Genomic DNA, 19,148 nt, shown 5'->3' with positions numbered 1-19,148 from the left:
CGACTCTGCGTTCGCCCATCATGACTTCCACGGGGTCGCCAGGGATCATGCGAATCAACGCGAATGTCAGCAAGGTGATGCCGAAAAACGTGGGGATCAGTAACCCCAGTCGGCGGGCAATAAAACTAAACATCGTAAGGTGTACCTCATCAGCCGGTTAGGCGTGCCCGGCATTCCTGTGTCAGGAATGCCGGGAGTTTTCTTATCTACTTCACCTGGGTGGTGGCGAAGTTATTCGTGGTGAGGGGACTAATGTGATAGCCCTCTACGTTGTTGCGCATTGCGGTAAACATTCTAGTGTGTGCCATGCTGATCCATGGCTGGTCCTGGTTAAAAATAACCTGAGCCTGCTCGTAGAGCGCTGCACGCTCGACTGGATCGGTTTTTTCCCGAGCCTGGTCGAGCAGCGCCTGGAACTTGTCATTGCACCAGCGGGCGTAGTTTTCTCCGTTCTTGGCCGCTTCACAACTGAGCATAGGCGTCAGGAAGTTATCCGGGTCGCCGTTATCGCCCGCCCATCCGGCGGAAACCATGTCGTGCTCGCCGTTTTTCGCGCGTTTGAGCATTTCGCCCCATTCCATTACGCGGATGTCGATCTTGATTCCGACCTTGGCCAGGTCGGCTTGCATCATCTGCGCGCCGAGCATTGGGTTCGGGTTGGTCGGACCGCCACCGTTGCGGGTGAACAGGGTGAAGGTGGTGCCTTCCGGTACGCCGGCTTCCTTGAGCAGGGCGCGAGCCTTGTCCAGGTCATGGGCCGGGTTCTTCAGGTCGTGGTTGTAGCCCAGCAGGGTATCCGGATACGGGTTGACCGCAGCCGTTGCATTGCCCTTGCCGAACAACGCATTGACGTACGCCTCTTTGTCGAAGGCGATGTCGATGGCTTTGCGCACCCGCACGTCACTCATGTACTTGTGCGTGGTGTTCATGGCGACGTAGGAAACGGTCATCGCGTTCATTTCGTCGACCTTCAGGTTCGGGTCTTTCTTGATGGTCGGGATGTCATCCGGCTTCGGGTACAGCGCGACCTGGCACTCGTTGGCCTTGAGCTTTTGCAGGCGCACGTTATTGTCGATGGCGATGGCCAGGATCAGCGCATCGGCCGGTGGCTTGCCACGGAAGTAATCCGGGTTGGCCTTGAAGCGAACCTGGGCGTCCTTGTTGTAACGCTGGAAGACGAACGGCCCGGTGCCGATCGGCTTGTTGTTCAGGTCGCCGGCCTTGTTGGCCTTGAGCAATTGATCGGCGTACTCGGCGGAGTAGATCGAGGAGAAGGCCATGGCGATGTCGGCCAGGAACGGCGCTTCACGACGGGTCAGGGTGAACTTGACCGTGTTGTCGTCGACTTTCTCGACGCTTTTCAGCAGTTCCTTGAAGCCCATGCTTTCAAAGTACGGGAAACCCACGCTCGACAGTTTGTGCCATGGATGATTCGGGTCCAGCTGGCGCTGGAAGCTCCAGACCACGTCATCGGCATTCATGTCGCGGGTCGGCTTGAAGTATTCGGTGGTGTGGAACTTGACGCCTTTACGCAGATGGAAGGTGTAGCTCAGGCCGTCTTCGCTGATGTCCCAGGAATCAGCCAGCGCCGGAATCACCTCGGTGGTACCCGGTTTGAAGTCCGCCAGGCGATTGAAGATGGTTTCGGCCACGGCATCGGCGGTGACTGCAGTCGTGTACTGGACCATGTCGAAGCCTTCGGGGCTGGCTTCGGTGCAAACCACCAGGGGCTTGGCCGAGACACCGACAGCGACACTGAGCAAAGCAGCCGCGATGGCCGCACGTAGGGGAAGCATTTTCATCAAGAACCCTCTGCAATCAGTTAAAGGACAAAAGCCGAACGGCCGATTCATCGCGGAACCCGCCGTTCGGCAGCGGCATTACAGGATGTTGAATGGAACCGTGGTCACGAGACGGAACTCGTTGATGCTGCCGTCAGCCTGGTTTTCGCTGGCACGGTGAGCGGTGTAGGTACCGCGGATCGTGGTGGCCTTGAGCGGGCCGCTCTGCACGGCGTAGGTCGCGCCGATGCCGTATTCATAGTGGTGTTCGCCATCCTGGGACTGGATGCCGTCATAACCTTTGCCAACCACGCCGCCGTTGCCGGTGTAGTGGGTGCCGTCGATACCCCAGCCGCGCGCCTGGTAGATGTTGAACTTCAGGCCTGGTACGCCGTATTCGGCCATGTTCAGACCGTAGGCAACCTGGAACGATTTTTCGTTCGGGCCGTTGAAGTCCGACAGCAGGGAGTTGGCCAGGTAGATGCCGTTGGTTTCGTGCAGGTAGTCGAAGTACTCGTTACCGTTCACTTCCTGGTACGAGAAGGTCAGGGTATGGGCCTGGTGGGTCAGGCCGAACGACAGGGAATAGGTGTCGTTGTCGATGTCGCCGATCAGTGCCTTACCGGTTTCCTGGGTTTTGTAGTAGTTCAGGCCGGTGGTCAGGCTCAGTACCTGGCTGTCGCCCAGTACGTGGGAAGCGCCGAAGTAGTACTGGTTCCAGATGTCTTCAGCCTGGGTCGCCCAGAGGCTGGTGGTCAGGCTGGCGAATGGGGTGTAGGTCAGGCCGCCGGTGTAGACGTGATCGGTCTCGACGATGCCGTTGGCGTATTCGGTGCGGAATTTACGCTGGCTTTCTTCGGTACGTGGCGAGTTGCGGTCGAAGGTGGCCAGGTCGAAGGCCAGGTTGTTCAGCTCTTCGCTGTGGATGGCCAGACCTTCGAAGCTCGAAGGCAGTGCACGGTTGCCGATCACATCGACCATCGGGCTGCTGAAGTTCATGCGGCCGGCGGTCAGGGTGGTGTTGGAGACACGGGCCTTGACGTTGGCCAGGCCCAGTTTGCTCCACTGGCCTTGAGCGTCGCCGCCCTCCTTGGTCAGGGTACGGTTGTTGCCCGCGCCAGGGCGAGTGCCCGGTGCGCCGCCGTTGTTGGACGCCAGGTCCTTGCGGTCCCGGTCCAGCGCGATGGCGTTGTAGGCCGCCACTTCGGTGCTGAAGCCTACGGTGCCTTCGGTGAAGCCCGAGTTGTACTTGAGGATGGTGCCCTGGACCCAGTTGATCCTGCGATCGGTCGGGGTCGAAACGCCGTCTTTCTTGTAGGCGAATTTGGCGCCGCGTTGCAGTTGCTCGTTGGCGTACCAGTTACGCGTGGTGCCGGTGATCGACTGGCCTTCGACAAAGCCGGTGGCTTCGCTTTGGGCGCTTTTCTCGTTCACGGTAACCGGGGTGAAAGCCTGGCTTTGGGATTCTGCGTAAGCCGTGGCGGTTACGCTGCTGATGGCCAAGGCCAATAACGCGGTGCTGCTCAGTTTCATGGGTAAAGCTCCTGACTTTCTTTTTTTATGCCGGTCTTTTTTTGTGATCCGGCTATTGGTTTAGAACTCATTCACGGCAACGCAAACGTTTGCTGTTGGCCAAATTGGCGAAAGACGGCAAAGCGTCTGCGTGAGGGCGGAAAATCCGCCCCCCGGCATTTCTGGCTAATCGGTTATTTTTCTATGCTGACACCCGAGAAAACATTGCGACCGAACGGGCTCACCTTGAACCCTTCGATTTTGGCGCTCAGCGGCTGGTTGACCGTTGAGTGGGCGACTGGCGTGATCGGCACTTGCTGCTTGAGCAACTGCTGCGCCTGTTTGTAGAGCAGGGTGCGCTGGTCTCGGTCGGTGACGACCTTGGCCTGCTTGATCAGCTTGTCGTAAGCCGGATCACACCACATCGAGTAGTTGTTACCGCCAATGGCGTCGCAGCTGTAGAGCGTGCCCAGCCAGTTGTCCGGATCACCGTTGTCACCGGTCCAGCCAATCAGGCTGATGTCGTGCTCGCCATTCTTGGTGCGCTTGATGTACTCGCCCCACTCATAGCTGACGATCTTCACCTTGAGGCCGATCTTCGCCCAGTCAGCCTGGAGCATCTCGGCCATCAACTTGGCGTTAGGGTTGTACGGACGCTGGACCGGCATGGCCCAGAGAGTGATTTCGGTACCTTCCTTGACGCCGGCAGCCTTGAGCAATTCCTTGGCTTTTTCCGGGTTGTAGGCGGCGTCCTTGATCGTGTCGTCGTAGGACCATTGGGTCGGCGGCATGGCGTTGACCGCCAGTTGCCCCGCGCCCTGGTAGACGGCATTGAGAATGCCCTGCTTGTTCACCGCCATGTCCAGCGCCTGGCGTACTTCGAGCTGGTCGAACGGTTTGTGGCGCACGTTGTAGGCGATGTAGCCGAGGTTGAAGCCAGGCTTCTCGATCAGTTGCAGCGCCGGGTCGTTCTTCAGCGCAGGCACATCGGCGGGGCGCGGGTGCAGGGTGATCTGGCACTCGCCGGCCTTGAGTTTCTGCACCCGCACCGAGGCGTCGGTGTTGATGGCGAAAATCAGGTTGTCGAGCTTGACCCGGCTCGGGTCCCAGTAGTGCTTGTTACCGGTGTAACGGATGTTCGAGTCTTTCTGGTAGCTCTTGAACACGAACGGCCCGGTACCGACCGGCTTCTGGTTGATGTCGCTCGGTTTGCCTTCGGCCAGCAGCTTGTCGGCGTACTCGGCCGAAAGGATGGCGGCGAAGCTCATGGCGATGTTCTGGATGAACGCGGCGTCCACGCTGTTGAGCGTAAAGACCACGGTCAGCGGCCCGGTCTTTTCGACCTTGGCGATGTTCTTGTTCAGGCTCATGCCGTTGAAATACGGAAACTCTGTCGGATAAGCCTTACGGAAAGGTTGTTGCGGATCGAGCATGCGATTGAACGTGAACAGCACGTCATCGGCGTTGAAATCGCGGGTCGGCGTGAAGTACTTGGTGGTGTGAAACTTCACCCCTTCGCGCAGGTGAAACGTGTATTTGAGGCCGTCCTCGGAAATTTCCCAGCTCGTGGCCAGGCCCGGTACGACGTTGGTCGCGCCTTTTTCAAACTCTGCCAGTCGGTTGTACAGCGGCTCGGCGGCATCGTTGTCGGTCGCAGTGGTGTACTGCGCCGTGTCGAAACCGGCGGGGCTGCCTTCGGAGCAGAACACCAGGCTGTTGTTGGCGGCTTGGCTGATGGAAGTGGCGGCCAACAGGCCGGTGCCCAGCAATGCGGATAAAACCAAGGTATGGCGCATAACGCTCCCTTTTCTCTTATGTGTTGTCAGTGAGCCGCCGTCCCGTCCGCGGACGTAGAGGCATCACTGATTTCAAGCCATGCACGCAGCAGTAACCGATGACCCACGCATGCACTGGTCGGATCCCGACGGTATGAGCCACGGGTCCGGCAGTAAATGCGTAGAGTCCTAAAGACTCGTAGGAAATGGCAACGCGTCCTTACCCGATGCTGTAGCCAGCTGCGGATTTGGATGTAGGCAAATTCCTGCTTTGCTCGGTAGATAAAGCAACGGCGACGTCAGAAACGTCGCCGTTGCAAAACCTTACTTGCTGACGCTGACGCCGTAGAAGGAGTTCAAGCCGAATGGGCTGATCTTGAAGTCCTGCACGTTGTCGCGCATAGGCTGGAACACCGTCGAGTGAGCGATAGGTGTCATTGGAACCGCGTCCTTGAGGACGTGTTGTGCCTGCTTGTACAGTTCGGTGCGCTTGGCCTGATCGGTCGTGCGCTTGGCTTCCTTGACGATGCCGTCGAACTTCTTGTCGCACCATTTGGAGAAGTTGTTGCCTTCCAGCGAGTCGCAGCCGAACAGCACGTTCAGCCAGTTGTCCGGATCACCATTGTCACCGCTCCAGCCAATCAGCATCGCCTGGTTTTCGCCACCTTTGGAGCGCTTGATGTACTCGCCCCACTCGTAGCTCTGGATCTTGACCTTGAGGCCGATCTTGGACCAGTCGGACTGCAGCATTTCTGCCATCAGTTTGGCGTTCGGGTTGTACGGACGCTGAACCGGCATCGCCCAGAGAACGATTTCCGTGCCATCTTTCACGCCAGCTTCCTTGAGCAGCTCCTTGGCTTTCTCAGGGTTGTACGGCGCATCCTTGATGGTAGTGTCGTAGGACCACTGGGTCGGTGGCATGGCGTTGACGGCCAGTTGACCGGCGCCCTGGTACACGGAGTCGATGATCTGTTGCTTGTTGACCGCCATGTCCAGTGCCTGACGCACTTTCAGCTGGGCCAGCGGGTTTGGCTCGTTGCTGCCCTTGACCTTGTCCATCACGTTATAGGCGATGTAACCGAGGTTGAAACCAGCCTGGTCAGGCACCTTCAGGGTCTTGTCTTCCTTCAGGGCTTTCAGGTCGGCCGGACGCGGGAACAGGGTGACCTGGCACTCGTTCTTCTTCAGCTTCTGGATACGCACCGACGGGTCGGTAGTGATAGCGAAGATCAGGTTGTCGATCTTCACGTCTTCCGGCTTCCAGTAGTCCTTGTTCCCGGTGTAGCGGATGTTGGAGTCTTTCTGGTAGCTCTTGAACACGAACGGACCAGTGCCGACCGGCTTCTGGTTGATGTCGGCGGCCTTGCCTTCCTTGAGCAGCTGGGCAGCGTACTCGGCGGACTGTACGGAAGCGAAGCTCATGGCCATGTTCTGGATGAACGCGGCATCAACTTCTTTCAGGGTGAACTTGACAGTGTGGTCGTCGACTTTATCGATCTTGGTGATGTTGGTGTCCATCCCCATGTCGGTGAAGTACGGGAATTCGGTCGGGTACGCTTTGCGGAACGGGTCATCCTTGTTAATCATGCGATTAAAGGTGAACAGCACGTCGTCGGCGTTGAACTCACGAGTCGGCTTGAAGTACGGGGTGGTGTGGAACTTGACGCCTTCACGCAGGTGGAAGGTGTAGGTCAGGCCGTCATCGGAGATGTCCCACTTGGTCGCCAGACCAGGAATTACGGCGGTGCCGCCGCGCTCGAACTGGGTGAGGCGGTTGAACATGGTTTCTGCAGAGGCGTCGAAGTCGGTTCCGGTGGTGTATTGACCTGGATCGAAACCGGCCGGGCTCCCTTCGGAGCAGAACACCAGGTTGGTCGCTGCTTGGGCGAACGGTGCGCTGGCTAGCAAGCTTGCGCCAACTAGAAACGGAATGACCGCGTGTTTAAGCATGGTGGCCTCATGATTTGTTGTCATTTTTGGAATTAGAGGACGACCTCGTGAGTCGTGCCTGCGGATACTTATGCAGGGGCCATACCCAATGCAAGATCCAGAGCGACTACAAGCCTTAAACGGTGGCACGAACGTACCTTAATGTCGCATTTGTATAAAACCTGACGCATTTGACCGTTTGCGCGGCATTTTTACGGTGCAAACGACGCACTTTTACGGTGCGCCATGAACACTGGGTGCTCCCGATCAGGGCGGGGTGTTACTTATTTATACCCCTGTTTTGTGGTGTGGGTATGGCGTGAATAAGAGTGGTTATTGTTGCGCCGATAGTGGCCAATCGAACTCAGTTGCACCCGATGCAACTGCCGGCTTTTTCCCGGTGGTCTATCCAGTTATAGCTCATGCCGGAAAACTGCCCAAAAAAAACGGCGATCATGTGAGTGATCGCCGTTTTTTTGTTCAGGGCCTATCGACTCAAGGCATCAGCACTTCAATCGAACCATCGGCGGTCATGCTCACCTGGCTGGTGCCGGCTTCAACATCCGGTGTCACCGGTGCGGCGTCCATGGCGGCGGCTTTCATCATCATCGGCGCGCGCAGGTAAGGCTGTGGATAACCGTTGCTGTTGAGGTTCAGGTTGACGATCTTGTAGCCCTTGCCGCCCAGGGCCTCAGTCGCAAGCTGGGCGCGGGCCTTGAAGGCGGTCACGGCGTCCTTGAGCAGGGCGTCTTCGCTGGCCTTGCGGGTCGGGGTGGCGATAGCGAAGTCCATGCCGCCCATTTTCAGGTCGGTGAGCAGTTCGCCGGTCAGCTTCGACAATGCGGCGAAGTCCGAGCTTTCCAGGCGCAATTCGGCACGCTCGCGCCAGCCGGTGATTTTCTGGCCCTTGGTGTCATAGATCGGGTAGCTGTTGCGACTGCCCTGACGCAGGGTGATGTCCTTGACTTGCTTGGCCTGGGCCAGCGCCTTGTTCATGGTGGTGCTGACGTCGGCGGCGAGTTTGGCCGGGTCGCTGTTCTGTTCTTCGGTATAGAGGGTCACGATCATCAGGTCGCGGGCCACTTCCTGACTGACTTCGGCGCGCAGGGAAATCTGGTTGTAATGAAGCTCGTCGGCGGCCAGGGCCGGGAGACTGGCGACGGTGCCAAGGCTCAGGGCGAGGAGGGCGGCGCTGCGGCGGAATGTGTGCATGAAGGCTCCTTGAAGGTGCGCAGGGGTATGATCCGGTCCTGCGTGAAACCATCAGACTCTAGCTTTTATGTTCCGGTTCGCACAGTTACAACTTCTATACAGATGCATGGCTGCCACTCGCTGTTTGTAGGAGCTGGCTTGCCAGCGATGGAGTCGCGGGCGCCGCGTTTATCCTGAATGCGCGCGTTATCGTTAACGTCCATCGCTGGCAAGCCAGCTCCTACATGTGGCCGTTTGCCGCACTTTTGCCTGTCAGCCCCTGTGCTTGGTTATACTCCCGGCGATCCGCCTGGAGCGCTCATCAGGAGAGCTCATGCTCGCCCCCGTTCAAATCACTTCCGCCACTCGCCAGAACCTCTGGCGGCTGACGTTCATCCGCACCTTGGTGTTGGCCGCCCAGGCAGGTTCCGTGGGCTTGGCCTACTGGCTCGAATTGTTGCCGCTGCCCTGGTTTCAACTGGCCGCGACGCTCGCATGCTCAATGCTGTTGTGCGTGTTCACGGCGATTCGCCTGCGCACCTCGTGGCCGGTGACGGAGCTCGAATACGCTGTGCAACTGGCCTGCGACCTGTTTATCCACAGCGCATTGCTATTCTTCTCCGGTGGTTCGACCAACCCCTTCGTCTCCTATTACCTGGTGCCGCTGACCATTGCCGCCGTGACGTTGCCATGGCGTTATTCGGTGATCCTGTCGGGTATCGCGCTGACGATGTACACGCTGTTGCTGGCGCAGTTCTACCCGCTGCAAACCTTCCCCATCGCTCGGGAAAACCTGCAGGTATACGGGATGTGGCTGAGCTTCGCTCTCGCCGCCGCAGTGATCACCTTCTTCGCCGCGCGCATGGCCGAAGAGCTGCGCCGCCAGGAAGAATTGCGCGCCATTCGCCGCGAAGAGGGCCTACGCGATCAGCAACTGCTGGCCGTCGCCACCCAGGCCGCCGGTGCGGCTCATGAATTGGGTACGCCGCTGGCGACCATGAGTGTGCTGCTCAAGGAAATGCGTCAGGATCACCATGATCCGATGTTGCAGGACGACCTGAGCGTGCTGCAGGATCAGGTCAAGCTGTGCAAGGAAACCTTGCAGCAGCTTGTTCGGGCGGCGGAGGCCAATCGTCGGTTGGCGGTGGAGATGCAGGATGTCACCGATTGGCTCGACGAAGCCCTCAATCGCTGGCACCTGATGCGCCCGGAAGCTAGCTATCGCTTCCAGCGCCTTGGCCAGGGCCCGGTCCCTCGCATGGCGCCGCCACCAGACCTGACCCAGGCGTTGCTGAATCTGCTGAACAACGCCGCCGATGCCTGCCCGGAAGGGCTGCAAGTGACGCTGGACTGGGATTGGGAAAACCTCACCATCAGCATTCGTGACCACGGCGCCGGTGTGCCGCTGGCCATCGCCGAGCAAATCGGCAAACCGTTTTTTACCACCAAGGGCAAAGGTTTCGGCCTGGGCCTGTTTTTGAGCAAGGCCAGCGTGACACGCGCCGGCGGCTCAGTGAAACTCTACAGTCATGAGGAAGGTGGCACGCTCACCGAGCTGCGCCTGCCCCGTGTCGCCCGAGGAGACGAACATGAGTGAAGAGATCCAAGTCGAAGGCGAAGAACTGCCGCATTTGTTGCTGGTCGATGACGATGCCACATTCACCCGCGTCATGGCTCGCGCCATGGCCCGCCGGGGTTTTCGCGTCAGCACCGCCAGTTCCGCCGAGGAAGGCCTGGAGCTGGCCAAGGCCGATCTGCCGGATTACGCCGCCCTGGACCTGAAGATGGACGGCGATTCCGGCCTGGTGCTGCTGCCCAAGTTGCTGGAAATGGACCCGGAAATGCGCGTGGTGATCCTCACCGGTTACTCGAGCATTGCCACTGCCGTCGAGGCGATCAAGCGCGGTGCCTGCAATTACCTGTGCAAACCGGCGGATGCGGACGACGTGTTGGCGGCGCTGCTGTCCGAACACGCCGATCTCGACAGCCTGGTGCCGGAAAACCCGATGTCGGTGGACCGCCTGCAGTGGGAGCACATCCAGCGCGTGCTGACCGAGCACGAGGGCAACATCTCCGCCACGGCCCGTGCCCTGGGCATGCACCGCCGCACCCTGCAGCGCAAACTGCAGAAGCGCCCCGTTCGCCGCTGAACCTGCGCTGAACGAATGCGGGCCGTATCTCGCGACAAACCGGACCGATCATCTATGATCGGTTCGTGTGTGCACTTTTCTTTATCGAGCCTTATCCATGAATCAGAACGCTGAGTATTCCGCGGTCAACGACGCCGTGCGCGGGCAGTTTTTTCGCAAAGTGTGGGCGATGATCACGCCTTACTGGCGCAGTGAAGAGAAGGCCAAGGCCTGGACGCTGCTGATCGCGGTGATTGCGCTGTCGCTGATCAGCGTGGGGATCTCGGTGTGGTTCAACACCTGGTACAAGGACTTCTACAACGCCCTGCAAAAGAAGGACGAGGCGGCGTTCTGGCAGTTGATCCTGTACTTCTGCGCGATTGCCGCGGTGGCGATCGTCGGCGCGGTGTACCGGCTCTATCTGACCCAGATGCTGACGATCCGCTGGCGGGCATGGCTGACTGAAAAGCACTTTGCGCGCTGGCTCGCCGACAAGAATTACTACCAGCTGGAACAGGGCGGTTACACCGATAACCCGGACCAGCGGATTTCCGAAGACCTCAACAACTTCACCTCCAACACCCTTGAGCTGGGTATCGGGCTGCTGCGCAATATCGTCAGCCTGGTGTCGTTCTCGATCATTCTGTGGGGCGTGTCGGGCAGTATTGAAGTGTTCGGCATCACCATTCCCGGCTACATGTTCTGGTGCGTACTGGTTTACGCGGTGGTCGGTAGCTGGTTGACGCATTTGATCGGTCGTCGCCTGATCGGCCTGAACAACCAACAACAACGCTTCGAAGCCGACCTGCGTTTCTCCATGGTGCGAATTCGCGAGAATGCCGAAAGCATCGCGTTGTACAACGGCGAGCCGAACGAAAATCGCCGGTTGAGCAATCGCTTCGGGATGGTCTGGCATAACTTCTGGGACATCATGAAGGTGTCCAAGCGCCTGACGTTCTTCACCGCCGGTTACAGTCAGGCCGCCATCATCTTCCCGTTCATCGTTGCCTCGCCGCGTTATCTCGCCGGCAAGATCGAACTCGGCGAACTGATGCAGATCAGCTCGGCGTTCGGCAATGTGCAGGAAAGCTTCAGCTGGTTCATCAGTGCGTACCAGAGCCTCGCCTCCTGGCGCGCCACCTGCGATCGTCTGCTCAGCTTCCATCAGGCCATGACTGACAACGAAGAGCGTGCGCCGGCCATCGACGTGCAGAATTCGGGCTCGGCGCTGAAGGTGCACAACCTCGGCCTCGATCTGGCTGAAGGTCGTCACCTGCTGACCAACGCCGACATGACCGTGGAGGAGGGCGAGCGTGTGATGCTCAGCGGTCGTTCCGGCAGCGGCAAGTCGACCTTGCTGCGGGCGATGGGACATCTGTGGCCGGCCGGCCACGGCAGTATTCGCCTGCCGGCGGCGCGCTACCTGTTCCTGCCGCAAAAGCCGTATTTGCCGATTGGCACCCTGCGTGATGTGCTCAGTTATCCCCAGCCCGGCGATACCTACCCGAACGAACGCTACGTGCAGGTGCTGGAAACCTGTCGCCTGCCGCACCTGGTTGCTCGTCTCGACGAAGCCAACCACTGGCAGCGCATGTTGTCGCCGGGTGAGCAGCAGCGCCTGGCCTTTGCCCGTGCACTGCTCTATGCGCCGCAATGGCTGTACATGGACGAAGCGACTTCGGCGATGGACGAAGAGGACGAGGCCACGTTGTATCAGGCGTTGATCGATGAGTTGCCGGGGCTGAGCATTGTCAGCGTCGGCCATCGCAGCAGCCTGAAGCGCTTCCATCCGCGGCATGTTCGTATCGAGAATGGCCATCTGGTGGACCAGGCGGTGACCGCATAACCACCCGGTTCCTTGTAGGCGCGAGCTTGCTCGCGATGGAGGCTAACGATAACGCGTGCTTTCTGAATAAACGCGGCGCGTTCAAGTCCATCGCGAGCAAGCTCGCTCCTACAAGGGCAAGGTGATCGTACAACCGCGTTGCGCTATGATGCGCTTTCAGCAGCCGAACTTTCGAGACAGATGTTCACCATGGAAAACCTCAACGACACACCACGCCTCCCTCGCAAGCGCCGCAGCCTCGCTCAGGAACTGGTGACGGTGCTGTCCGAGCAGATCCGCGACGGTCATCTCAAGCGTGGCGACAAGTTGCCTACCGAGTCGGCCATCATGGATGCCCATGGTGTCAGCCGCACGGTGGTGCGCGAGGCGATTTCCCGTTTGCAGGCGGCAGGGCAGGTGGAAACCCGCCACGGTATCGGCACCTTCGTGCTCGACACGCCGAGCCCGAGCGGTTTCCGTATCGACCCGGCGACCGTGGTGACCTTGCGCGATGTGCTGGCGATCCTGGAACTGCGCATCAGCCTGGAAGTGGAATCTGCCGGGCTGGCGGCGCAACGTCGCAGTCCGGAACAGTTGGCCAACATGCGCGCCGCCCTCGATGCGTTGAACGAAAGTGCCGCCCACGCCAGTGACGCCGTGGCTTCGGACTTCGCTTTCCACCTCGAAATCGCGCTGTCCACCGGCAACCGCTATTTCACCGACATCATGACCCACCTGGGCACCAGCATCATTCCGCGCACTCGGCTGAACTCCGCGCGCCTGGCCCATGACGACCAGCAGCACTACATGGGTCGCCTGAGCCGTGAGCACGAGGAAATCTACGACGCCATTGCCCGCCAGGATTCCGATGCGGCGCGTGCGGCCATGCGCCTGCACCTGACCAACAGCCGTGAGCGGTTGCGTCATGCCCATGAAGAGGCTGAGGCGCAGCGCGGCTGAGTGTTCTGCTTCCAGTCCTGTATTGACTGACAGATTGCCTTCGCGAGCAAGCCCGCTCCCACACTTGATTTGTGCACGATGCACATCCCCTGTGGGAGCGGGCTTGCTCGCGAAGTGGCCTTCAGCCGCGCCGCAAAACCTTCAACCAGGTTCCTCTATCTTCCGACAACGTATCTCTAGAACACCGATTGTCCTGTCGTGAGCATCCCGTCCCACCACGTACAAACCCTCTAATACAAGGCTCAACGCATTCCTGTCGAACAATTTTCCTCTGCGGCGATGAAATGCAGTTGACGGTTGTATTTTAAGTTGTACGATGACCTACAACTTCAGCGCAGGCTGAACGGTTTTCTCACACAACGTCGCTATCCAGGGTGTTCGAATAATGAATCCACAAGAACTGAAGTCCATCCTCTCTGCCGGTCTGCTGTCTTTCCCGGTCACCGATTTCAATGCTCAGGGCGACTTCAATCGCGCGGGTTATATCAAGCGTCTCGAATGGCTGGCCCCATACGGCGCCTCGGCTCTGTTCGCCGCGGGCGGCACCGGTGAGTTCTTCTCTCTGGCGGCCAGCGAATATTCGGAAATCATCAAGACTGCGGTCGACACTTGCGCCACCAGCGTGCCAATCCTGGCTGGTGTGGGCGGTTCGACCCGCCAGGCCATCGAATACGCACAGGAAGCCGAGCGTCTGGGCGCCAAGGGTCTGTTGCTGCTGCCGCATTACCTGACCGAAGCCAGCCAGGACGGCGTTGCCGCCCATGTTGAAGCCGTGTGTAAATCGGTCAACATCGGCGTGGTGGTCTACAACCGTAACGTCTGCCGCTTGAACGCGCCGCTGCTGGAGCGTCTGGCCGAGCGCTGCCCGAACCTGATCGGCTACAAGGACGGTCTGGGTGACATCGAGTTGATGGTGTCGATCCGTCGCCGCCTCGGTGATCGCTTCAGCTACCTGGGTGGCTTGCCGACCGCTGAAGTCTACGCCGCGGCCTACAAGGCGCTGGGCGTGCCGGTCTACTCCTCGGCGGTGTTCAACTTCATTCCGAAAACCGCGATGGACTTCTACCACGCGATCGCTCGTGAAGATCACGCCACTGTCGGCAAGATCATCGACGACTTCTTCCTGCCGTACCTGGACATCCGTAACCGCAAGGCCGGTTACGCCGTGAGCATTGTCAAGGCCGGGGCAAAAATTGCCGGCTACGACGCAGGTCCTGTGCGTGCGCCACTGACCGATCTGACCGGCGAAGAGTACGAAATGCTCGCCGCGCTGATCGACAAGCAGGGCGCGCAGTAATACCCGATAAAACCAGGGCCGCTGAGCAATCAGCGGCTTTTTGCGTGAGGAGATGAGCAAGTGGCTGATTCAAAGCGTTTTGATAACTACATCAACGGCGAATGGGTTGCTGGTGGCGACTATTCGACCAACATCAACCCGTCCGAACTGACCGATGCCATCGGCGATTACGCCAAGGCTGACCTGGCTCAGGTTCACGCCGCCATCGACGCCGCCCGTGCCGCGTTTCCGGCCTGGTCCACTTCCGGCATTCAGGCGCGTCACGATTCCCTGGACAAAGTCGGTACTGAGATCCTCGCCCGTCGCGAAGAGCTCGGCACCCTGCTGGCCCGGGAAGAGGGCAAGACCCTGCCTGAAGCCATCGGCGAAGTGACCCGCGCCGGTAACATCTTCAAGTTCTTCGCTGGTGAATGCCTGCGACTGTCCGGCGACTTTCTGCCGTCGGTGCGTCCGGGCGTCAATGTTGAAGTCACTCGCGAAGCCTTGGGCGTGGTCGGTCTGATCACCCCGTGGAACTTCCCGATTGCCATTCCGGCGTGGAAAATCGCCCCGGCCCTGGCCTACGGCAACTGCGTCGTGCTGAAACCCGCGGACCTGGTTCCGGGTTGCGCATGGGCCCTGGCCGAAATCATCTCCCGCGCGGGCTTCCCGGCCGGCGTGTTCAACCTGGTGATGGGCAGCGGTCGCGTAGTTGGCGATGCGCTGGTCCACAGCCCGAAAGTCGACGGCATCAGCTTCACCGGTTCAGTGGGTGTCGGTCGTCAGATCGCCGTGAGCTGTGTGTCGCGTCAGGCCAAGGTCCAGTTGGAAATGGGCGGCAAGAACCCGCAGGTCATTCTCGACGATGCCGATCTCAAGCAAGCGGTCGAACTGTCGGTACAGAGCGCGTTCTACTCCACCGGCCAGCGTTGCACCGCGTCGAGCCGCTTCATCGTCACCGCTGGCATCCACGACCAGTTCGTCGAAGCCATGGCCGAGCGCATGAAGTCGATCAAGGTCGGCCATGCGTTGAAGGCTGGCACCGATATCGGTCCGGTGGTCTCGCAAGCGCAACTTGAACAAGACATGAAGTACATCGACATCGGCCAGTCCGAAGGTGCGCGCCTGGTCAGCGGCGGTGGTCTGGTGACGTGCGACACCGAGGGGTACTTCCTCGCGCCAACCCTGTTTGCCGACAGCGAAGCGTCGATGCGCATCAGCCAGGAAGAAATCTTCGGCCCGGTGGCCAACATCGTCCGCGTCGCCGATTACGAAGCTGCGCTGGCCATGGCCAACGACACCGAGTTCGGTCTGTCGGCGGGCATTGCCACGACCTCGCTGAAGTACGCCAATCACTTCAAGCGCCACTCCCAGGCCGGGATGGTGATGGTCAACCTGCCGACCGCCGGTGTGGATTACCACGTTCCGTTCGGTGGGCGTAAAGGTTCATCCTATGGATCACGTGAGCAAGGTCGCTATGCGCAGGAGTTCTACACGGTCGTGAAGACCAGCTACATCGGTTCGTAAGCGCAGCACCCCGTGTAGGAGCGAGCTTGCTCGCGATGGTCTTGAAGGCGCGGCGTTCAACCTGATGCCCCGCGTCATCGTTGACCACCATCGCGAGCAAGCTCGCTCCTACAGAAAAACGATTACCCGCAAAAAAAATAATTAGTGGGAGTACATCTACATGCAATCGACCAAGCCGACTCACGTCCGCTATTTGATCCTGCTCATGCTGTTTCTGGTGACCACGATCAACTACGCCGACCGCGCTACCATCGCAATCGCCGGCTCCAGCCTGCAGAAAGACCTGGGCATTGATGCCGTTACCCTCGGCTACATCTTCTCCGCATTCGGTTGGGCCTATGTGGCCGGGCAAATCCCCGGTGGCTGGCTGCTTGACCGTTTTGGTTCGAAAAAAATCTACGCATTGAGCATCTTCACCTGGTCGCTGTTCACCGTCCTGCAGGGTTATGTCGGTGAGTTCGGCATGTCCACGGCGGTGGTTGCGCTGTTCATGCTGCGCTTCCTCGTGGGCCTGGCCGAAGCGCCGTCCTTCCCCGGCAACGCGCGCATCGTCGCGGCCTGGTTCCCGACCGCTGAACGCGGCACCGCCTCGGCGATCTTCAACTCGGCGCAATACTTCGCCACTGTGTTGTTCGCACCGTTGATGGGCTGGATCGTCTACAGCTTCGGCTGGCAGCACGTGTTCATCGTCATGGGCGTGATCGGCATCATCTTCTCGGGCATCTGGCTGAAAGTGATCCACAGTCCGCGCCAGCACCCGATGATCAATGACGCCGAGTTCAAGCACATCGCCGACAATGGCGGCATGGTCGACATGGACCAGGACAAAGGCAAAGGCAAGAAAGTCGACGGTCCGAAGTGGGACTACATCCGCCAACTGCTGACCAACCGCATGATGCTCGGCGTGTACCTGGGCCAGTACTGCATCAATGGCATCACCTACTTCTTCCTGACCTGGTTCCCGGTGTACCTGGTGCAAGAGCGCGGCATGACCATCCTCAAGGCCGGTTTCATCGCTTCGTTGCCGGCGATCTGCGGTTTTATCGGTGGTGTGCTCGGCGGAGTGATTTCCGATTACCTGCTGCGCAAAGGCCATTCCCTGACCTTCGCCCGCAAGGCGCCGATCATTGCCGGCCTGCTGGTTTCCAGCAGCATCGTGGCCTGTAACTACGTGGACGTTGAATGGATGGTCGTCGGCTTCATGGCCCTGGCATTCTTCGGCAAAGGCGTGGGCGCGTTGGGCTGGGCCGTGGTATCCGATACTTCGCCGAAGCAGATCGCCGGCCTGAGCGGTGGCTTGTTCAACACCTTCGGTAACCTCGCGTCCATCACCACCCCGATCGTGATCGGCTACATCATCAGCTCCACCGGTTCATTCAAGTGGGCGTTGGTGTTCGTCGGTTGCAACGCTTTGGTCGCGGTGTTCAGCTATCTGGTCATCGTCGGCCCGATCAAACGCGTGGTGCTCAAAGAGCCACCGGCGAACGGTTCTGAAGCCCCTGGCAAATTGTCTCAAGCGCATTCCTGAGGAGCGGCGTCATGCAGTTGATTGAACATTCCGACTCGCCGCGCTACATCCGCTTGCACGAGCGGGATAACGTAGTGATTGTGGTCAACGATCAGGGCGTACCAGCCGGTACCGAGTTTGCGGACGGCCTGGTGACCGTGGACTTCGTGCCACAGAGCCACAAGGTCACCCTGGAAGACATTCCCGAAGGTGGCCAGGTGATTCGTTACGGCCAGGTCATTGGCTACGCCTTGCAGCCGATTCCGCGCGGCAGTTGGGTCAAGGAAGATCAACTGCGCATGCCGACCGCGCCACCGCTGGACAGCCTGCCGCTGTCCACCGACGTGCCGGCCGCGCAAGCACCGCTGGAAGGCTTCACCTTCGAGGGTTATCGCAACGCTGACGGCACCGTCGGTACGCGCAACATTCTTGGCATCACCACCACTGTTCAATGCGTGACCGGCGTACTCGATCATGCGGTCAAACGCATCAAGGATGAGTTGCTGCCCAAGTACCCGCACGTCGATGACGTGGTGGCGCTGACCCACAGCTACGGCTGCGGCGTGGCCATCACCGCCACCGACGCGTACATTCCGATCCGCACCGTGCGCAACCTGGCGCGCAACCCGAACCTGGGTGGTGAAGCGCTGGTCATCAGCCTGGGCTGCGAAAAGTTGCAGGCCGGGCAGGTGATGCACGACAACGACAGTTCGGTGGATCTCAGCGAGCCGTGGTTGTATCGCTTGCAGGACTCCAGCCACGGCTTCACCGAGATGATCGAGCAGATCATGGAACTGGCCGAAACCCGTTTGAAAAAGCTTGATCAACGTCGGCGGGAAACCGTGCCGGCGTCCGAGCTGATCCTCGGCATGCAATGCGGCGGCAGTGATGCGTTCTCCGGTATCACCGCCAACCCGGCGCTCGGTTATGCCTCGGACCTGCTGTTGCGGGCGGGTGCGACGGTGATGTTTTCCGAAGTCACCGAAGTGCGCGATGCCATTTATCTGCTGACCTCCCGCGCGGAAAACCAGGAAGTCGCCCAGGAGTTGGTGCGGGAAATGGACTGGTACGATCGCTATCTGGCCAAAGGTGAAGCGGATCGCAGTGCCAACACCACGCCTGGCAACAAGAAGGGCGGGTTGTCGAACATTGTCGAGAAGTCCCTGGGCTCGATCGTCAAGTCCGGCAGCAGCGCGATCAATGGCGTGCTTGGCCCAGGTGAGCGTTTCAAGCGTAAAGGCCTGATTTTCTGCGCGACCCCGGCCAGTGACTTTGTCTGCGGGACGCTGCAGCTGGCGGCGGGGATGAACCTGCACGTGTTCACCACCGGTCGCGGCACGCCTTACGGGCTGGCCATGGCACCGGTGGTCAAGGTCTCGACCCGGACTGAACTGGCGCAACGCTGGCCGGACCTGATCGACATCGACGCCGGGCGCATTGCCACCGGGCGTGCATCGATCGAGGAGCTGGGCTGGGAGCTGTTCCACTTCTACCTGGACGTGGCCAGCGGCAAGAAACAGACGTGGGCCGAGCAGCACAAACTGCATAACGACATCACCTTGTTCAACCCGGCGCCGATCACGTAGGACCGCGTTATCGTTCTTCGCGATGTAGAAACGGACACATCCTTTACGATTGAAACCGGGGACATCCTTTACGTTTCTGTTGGCTTGAAAGGCGGCTCTCGCCGCTTTTCAGCCTGCCTAATAGGTAACTGCAGAGGTAAATATCCCACA

Annotated in this window: 13 protein-coding genes and 1 pseudogene; 8 read left to right on the top strand and 6 right to left on the bottom strand. The window is 59.5% G+C overall.

Annotated features, from left to right (window positions below):
• From KGA88_RS29165 to KGA88_RS29140, 6 genes and pseudogenes are all read right to left on the bottom strand, one after another.
• Positions 1-133 (bottom strand): annotated as a pseudogene (locus KGA88_RS29165) (peptide ABC transporter permease); the annotation flags it as partial.
• Between the two features lie 73 nt (positions 134-206).
• The gene (locus KGA88_RS29160; RefSeq protein WP_223596088.1) at positions 207-1,802 is read right to left on the bottom strand and encodes an ABC transporter substrate-binding protein; all 1,596 of its coding nucleotides are present in this window, start codon (positions 1,800-1,802) and stop codon (positions 207-209) included.
• Between the two features lie 78 nt (positions 1,803-1,880).
• Positions 1,881-3,314 carry an OprD family porin gene (locus KGA88_RS29155; RefSeq protein WP_110659988.1) on the bottom strand — a complete coding sequence of 478 codons (1,434 nt, stop codon included), beginning with the start codon at positions 3,312-3,314 and terminating at the stop codon, positions 1,881-1,883.
• Positions 3,315-3,487: 173 nt separating this feature from the next.
• The gene (locus KGA88_RS29150; protein WP_110659987.1) at positions 3,488-5,089 is read right to left on the bottom strand and encodes an ABC transporter substrate-binding protein; all 1,602 of its coding nucleotides are present in this window, start codon (positions 5,087-5,089) and stop codon (positions 3,488-3,490) included.
• A 303-nt stretch (positions 5,090-5,392) separates the two neighbouring features.
• A complete protein-coding gene (locus KGA88_RS29145) occupies positions 5,393-7,018 on the bottom strand; it encodes an ABC transporter substrate-binding protein (RefSeq protein WP_110659986.1) in 1,626 nt (541 codons plus the stop codon).
• Between the two features lie 474 nt (positions 7,019-7,492).
• Positions 7,493-8,209 (bottom strand): SIMPL domain-containing protein, encoded by a 717-nt coding sequence (locus KGA88_RS29140; protein WP_110659985.1) that lies wholly within the window; start codon positions 8,207-8,209, stop codon positions 7,493-7,495.
• A 313-nt stretch (positions 8,210-8,522) separates the two neighbouring features.
• Between KGA88_RS29140 and KGA88_RS29135 the strand changes: the two genes are divergently transcribed.
• From KGA88_RS29135 to garD, 8 genes are all read left to right on the top strand, one after another.
• Positions 8,523-9,785 carry an ATP-binding protein gene (locus tag KGA88_RS29135; protein ID WP_110663068.1) on the top strand — a complete coding sequence of 421 codons (1,263 nt, stop codon included), beginning with the start codon at positions 8,523-8,525 and terminating at the stop codon, positions 9,783-9,785.
• A complete protein-coding gene (locus tag KGA88_RS29130) occupies positions 9,778-10,338 on the top strand; it encodes a response regulator transcription factor (RefSeq protein ID WP_007981466.1) in 561 nt (186 codons plus the stop codon). Before KGA88_RS29135 ends, KGA88_RS29130 begins: the two co-directional genes overlap by 8 nt.
• Positions 10,339-10,435: 97 nt before the next feature.
• Positions 10,436-12,163, top strand: a complete 1,728-nt coding sequence (locus KGA88_RS29125; protein WP_110661190.1) for an ABC transporter ATP-binding protein/permease — start codon at positions 10,436-10,438, stop codon at positions 12,161-12,163.
• Between the two features lie 189 nt (positions 12,164-12,352).
• Positions 12,353-13,102: a FadR/GntR family transcriptional regulator gene (locus KGA88_RS29120; RefSeq protein WP_178081855.1), complete on the top strand. Its 750-nt coding sequence runs from the start codon at positions 12,353-12,355 to the stop codon at positions 13,100-13,102.
• 385 nt (positions 13,103-13,487) lie between these two features.
• Entirely contained in the window at positions 13,488-14,399 is a 912-nt protein-coding gene (kdgD, locus tag KGA88_RS29115) for a 5-dehydro-4-deoxyglucarate dehydratase (RefSeq protein ID WP_007915340.1), read from the top strand.
• Between the two features lie 60 nt (positions 14,400-14,459).
• The gene (locus tag KGA88_RS29110) at positions 14,460-15,905 is read left to right on the top strand and encodes an aldehyde dehydrogenase family protein (RefSeq protein WP_223596086.1); all 1,446 of its coding nucleotides are present in this window, start codon (positions 14,460-14,462) and stop codon (positions 15,903-15,905) included.
• A 160-nt stretch (positions 15,906-16,065) separates the two neighbouring features.
• Positions 16,066-17,433 carry an MFS transporter gene (locus KGA88_RS29105; RefSeq protein ID WP_057398865.1) on the top strand — a complete coding sequence of 456 codons (1,368 nt, stop codon included), beginning with the start codon at positions 16,066-16,068 and terminating at the stop codon, positions 17,431-17,433.
• A gap of 11 nt (positions 17,434-17,444) precedes the next feature.
• A complete protein-coding gene (gene garD, locus KGA88_RS29100; RefSeq protein WP_110662213.1) occupies positions 17,445-18,998 on the top strand; it encodes a galactarate dehydratase in 1,554 nt (517 codons plus the stop codon).
• Positions 18,999-19,148 lie beyond the last annotated feature (150 nt).

Origin of the sequence: Pseudomonas sp. A-R-19 (assembly GCF_019956575.1) — a bacterium.
Lineage (GTDB): Bacteria > Pseudomonadota > Gammaproteobacteria > Pseudomonadales > Pseudomonadaceae > Aquipseudomonas.
Note: the sequence above shows the minus strand (reverse complement) of the source record. Positions and strands in the feature narration are given on the sequence as shown.

Bases quoted from the DNA above. Each gene is read 5' to 3' on its own strand.
- KGA88_RS29160 (WP_223596088.1), bottom strand. From the start codon at position 1,802: ATGAAAATGCTTCCCCTACGTGCGGCCATCGCGGCTGCTTTGCTCAGT.
- KGA88_RS29155 (WP_110659988.1), bottom strand. From the start codon at position 3,314: ATGAAACTGAGCAGCACCGCGTTATTGGCCTTGGCCATCAGCAGCGTA.
- KGA88_RS29150 (WP_110659987.1), bottom strand. From the start codon at position 5,089: ATGCGCCATACCTTGGTTTTATCCGCATTGCTGGGCACCGGCCTGTTG.
- KGA88_RS29145 (WP_110659986.1), bottom strand. From the start codon at position 7,018: ATGCTTAAACACGCGGTCATTCCGTTTCTAGTTGGCGCAAGCTTGCTA.
- KGA88_RS29140 (WP_110659985.1), bottom strand. From the start codon at position 8,209: ATGCACACATTCCGCCGCAGCGCCGCCCTCCTCGCCCTGAGCCTTGGC.
- KGA88_RS29135 (WP_110663068.1), top strand. From the start codon at position 8,523: ATGCTCGCCCCCGTTCAAATCACTTCCGCCACTCGCCAGAACCTCTGG.
- KGA88_RS29130 (WP_007981466.1), top strand. From the start codon at position 9,778: ATGAGTGAAGAGATCCAAGTCGAAGGCGAAGAACTGCCGCATTTGTTG.
- KGA88_RS29125 (WP_110661190.1), top strand. From the start codon at position 10,436: ATGAATCAGAACGCTGAGTATTCCGCGGTCAACGACGCCGTGCGCGGG.
- KGA88_RS29120 (WP_178081855.1), top strand. From the start codon at position 12,353: ATGGAAAACCTCAACGACACACCACGCCTCCCTCGCAAGCGCCGCAGC.
- kdgD (WP_007915340.1), top strand. From the start codon at position 13,488: ATGAATCCACAAGAACTGAAGTCCATCCTCTCTGCCGGTCTGCTGTCT.
- KGA88_RS29105 (WP_057398865.1), top strand. From the start codon at position 16,066: ATGCAATCGACCAAGCCGACTCACGTCCGCTATTTGATCCTGCTCATG.
- garD (WP_110662213.1), top strand. From the start codon at position 17,445: ATGCAGTTGATTGAACATTCCGACTCGCCGCGCTACATCCGCTTGCAC.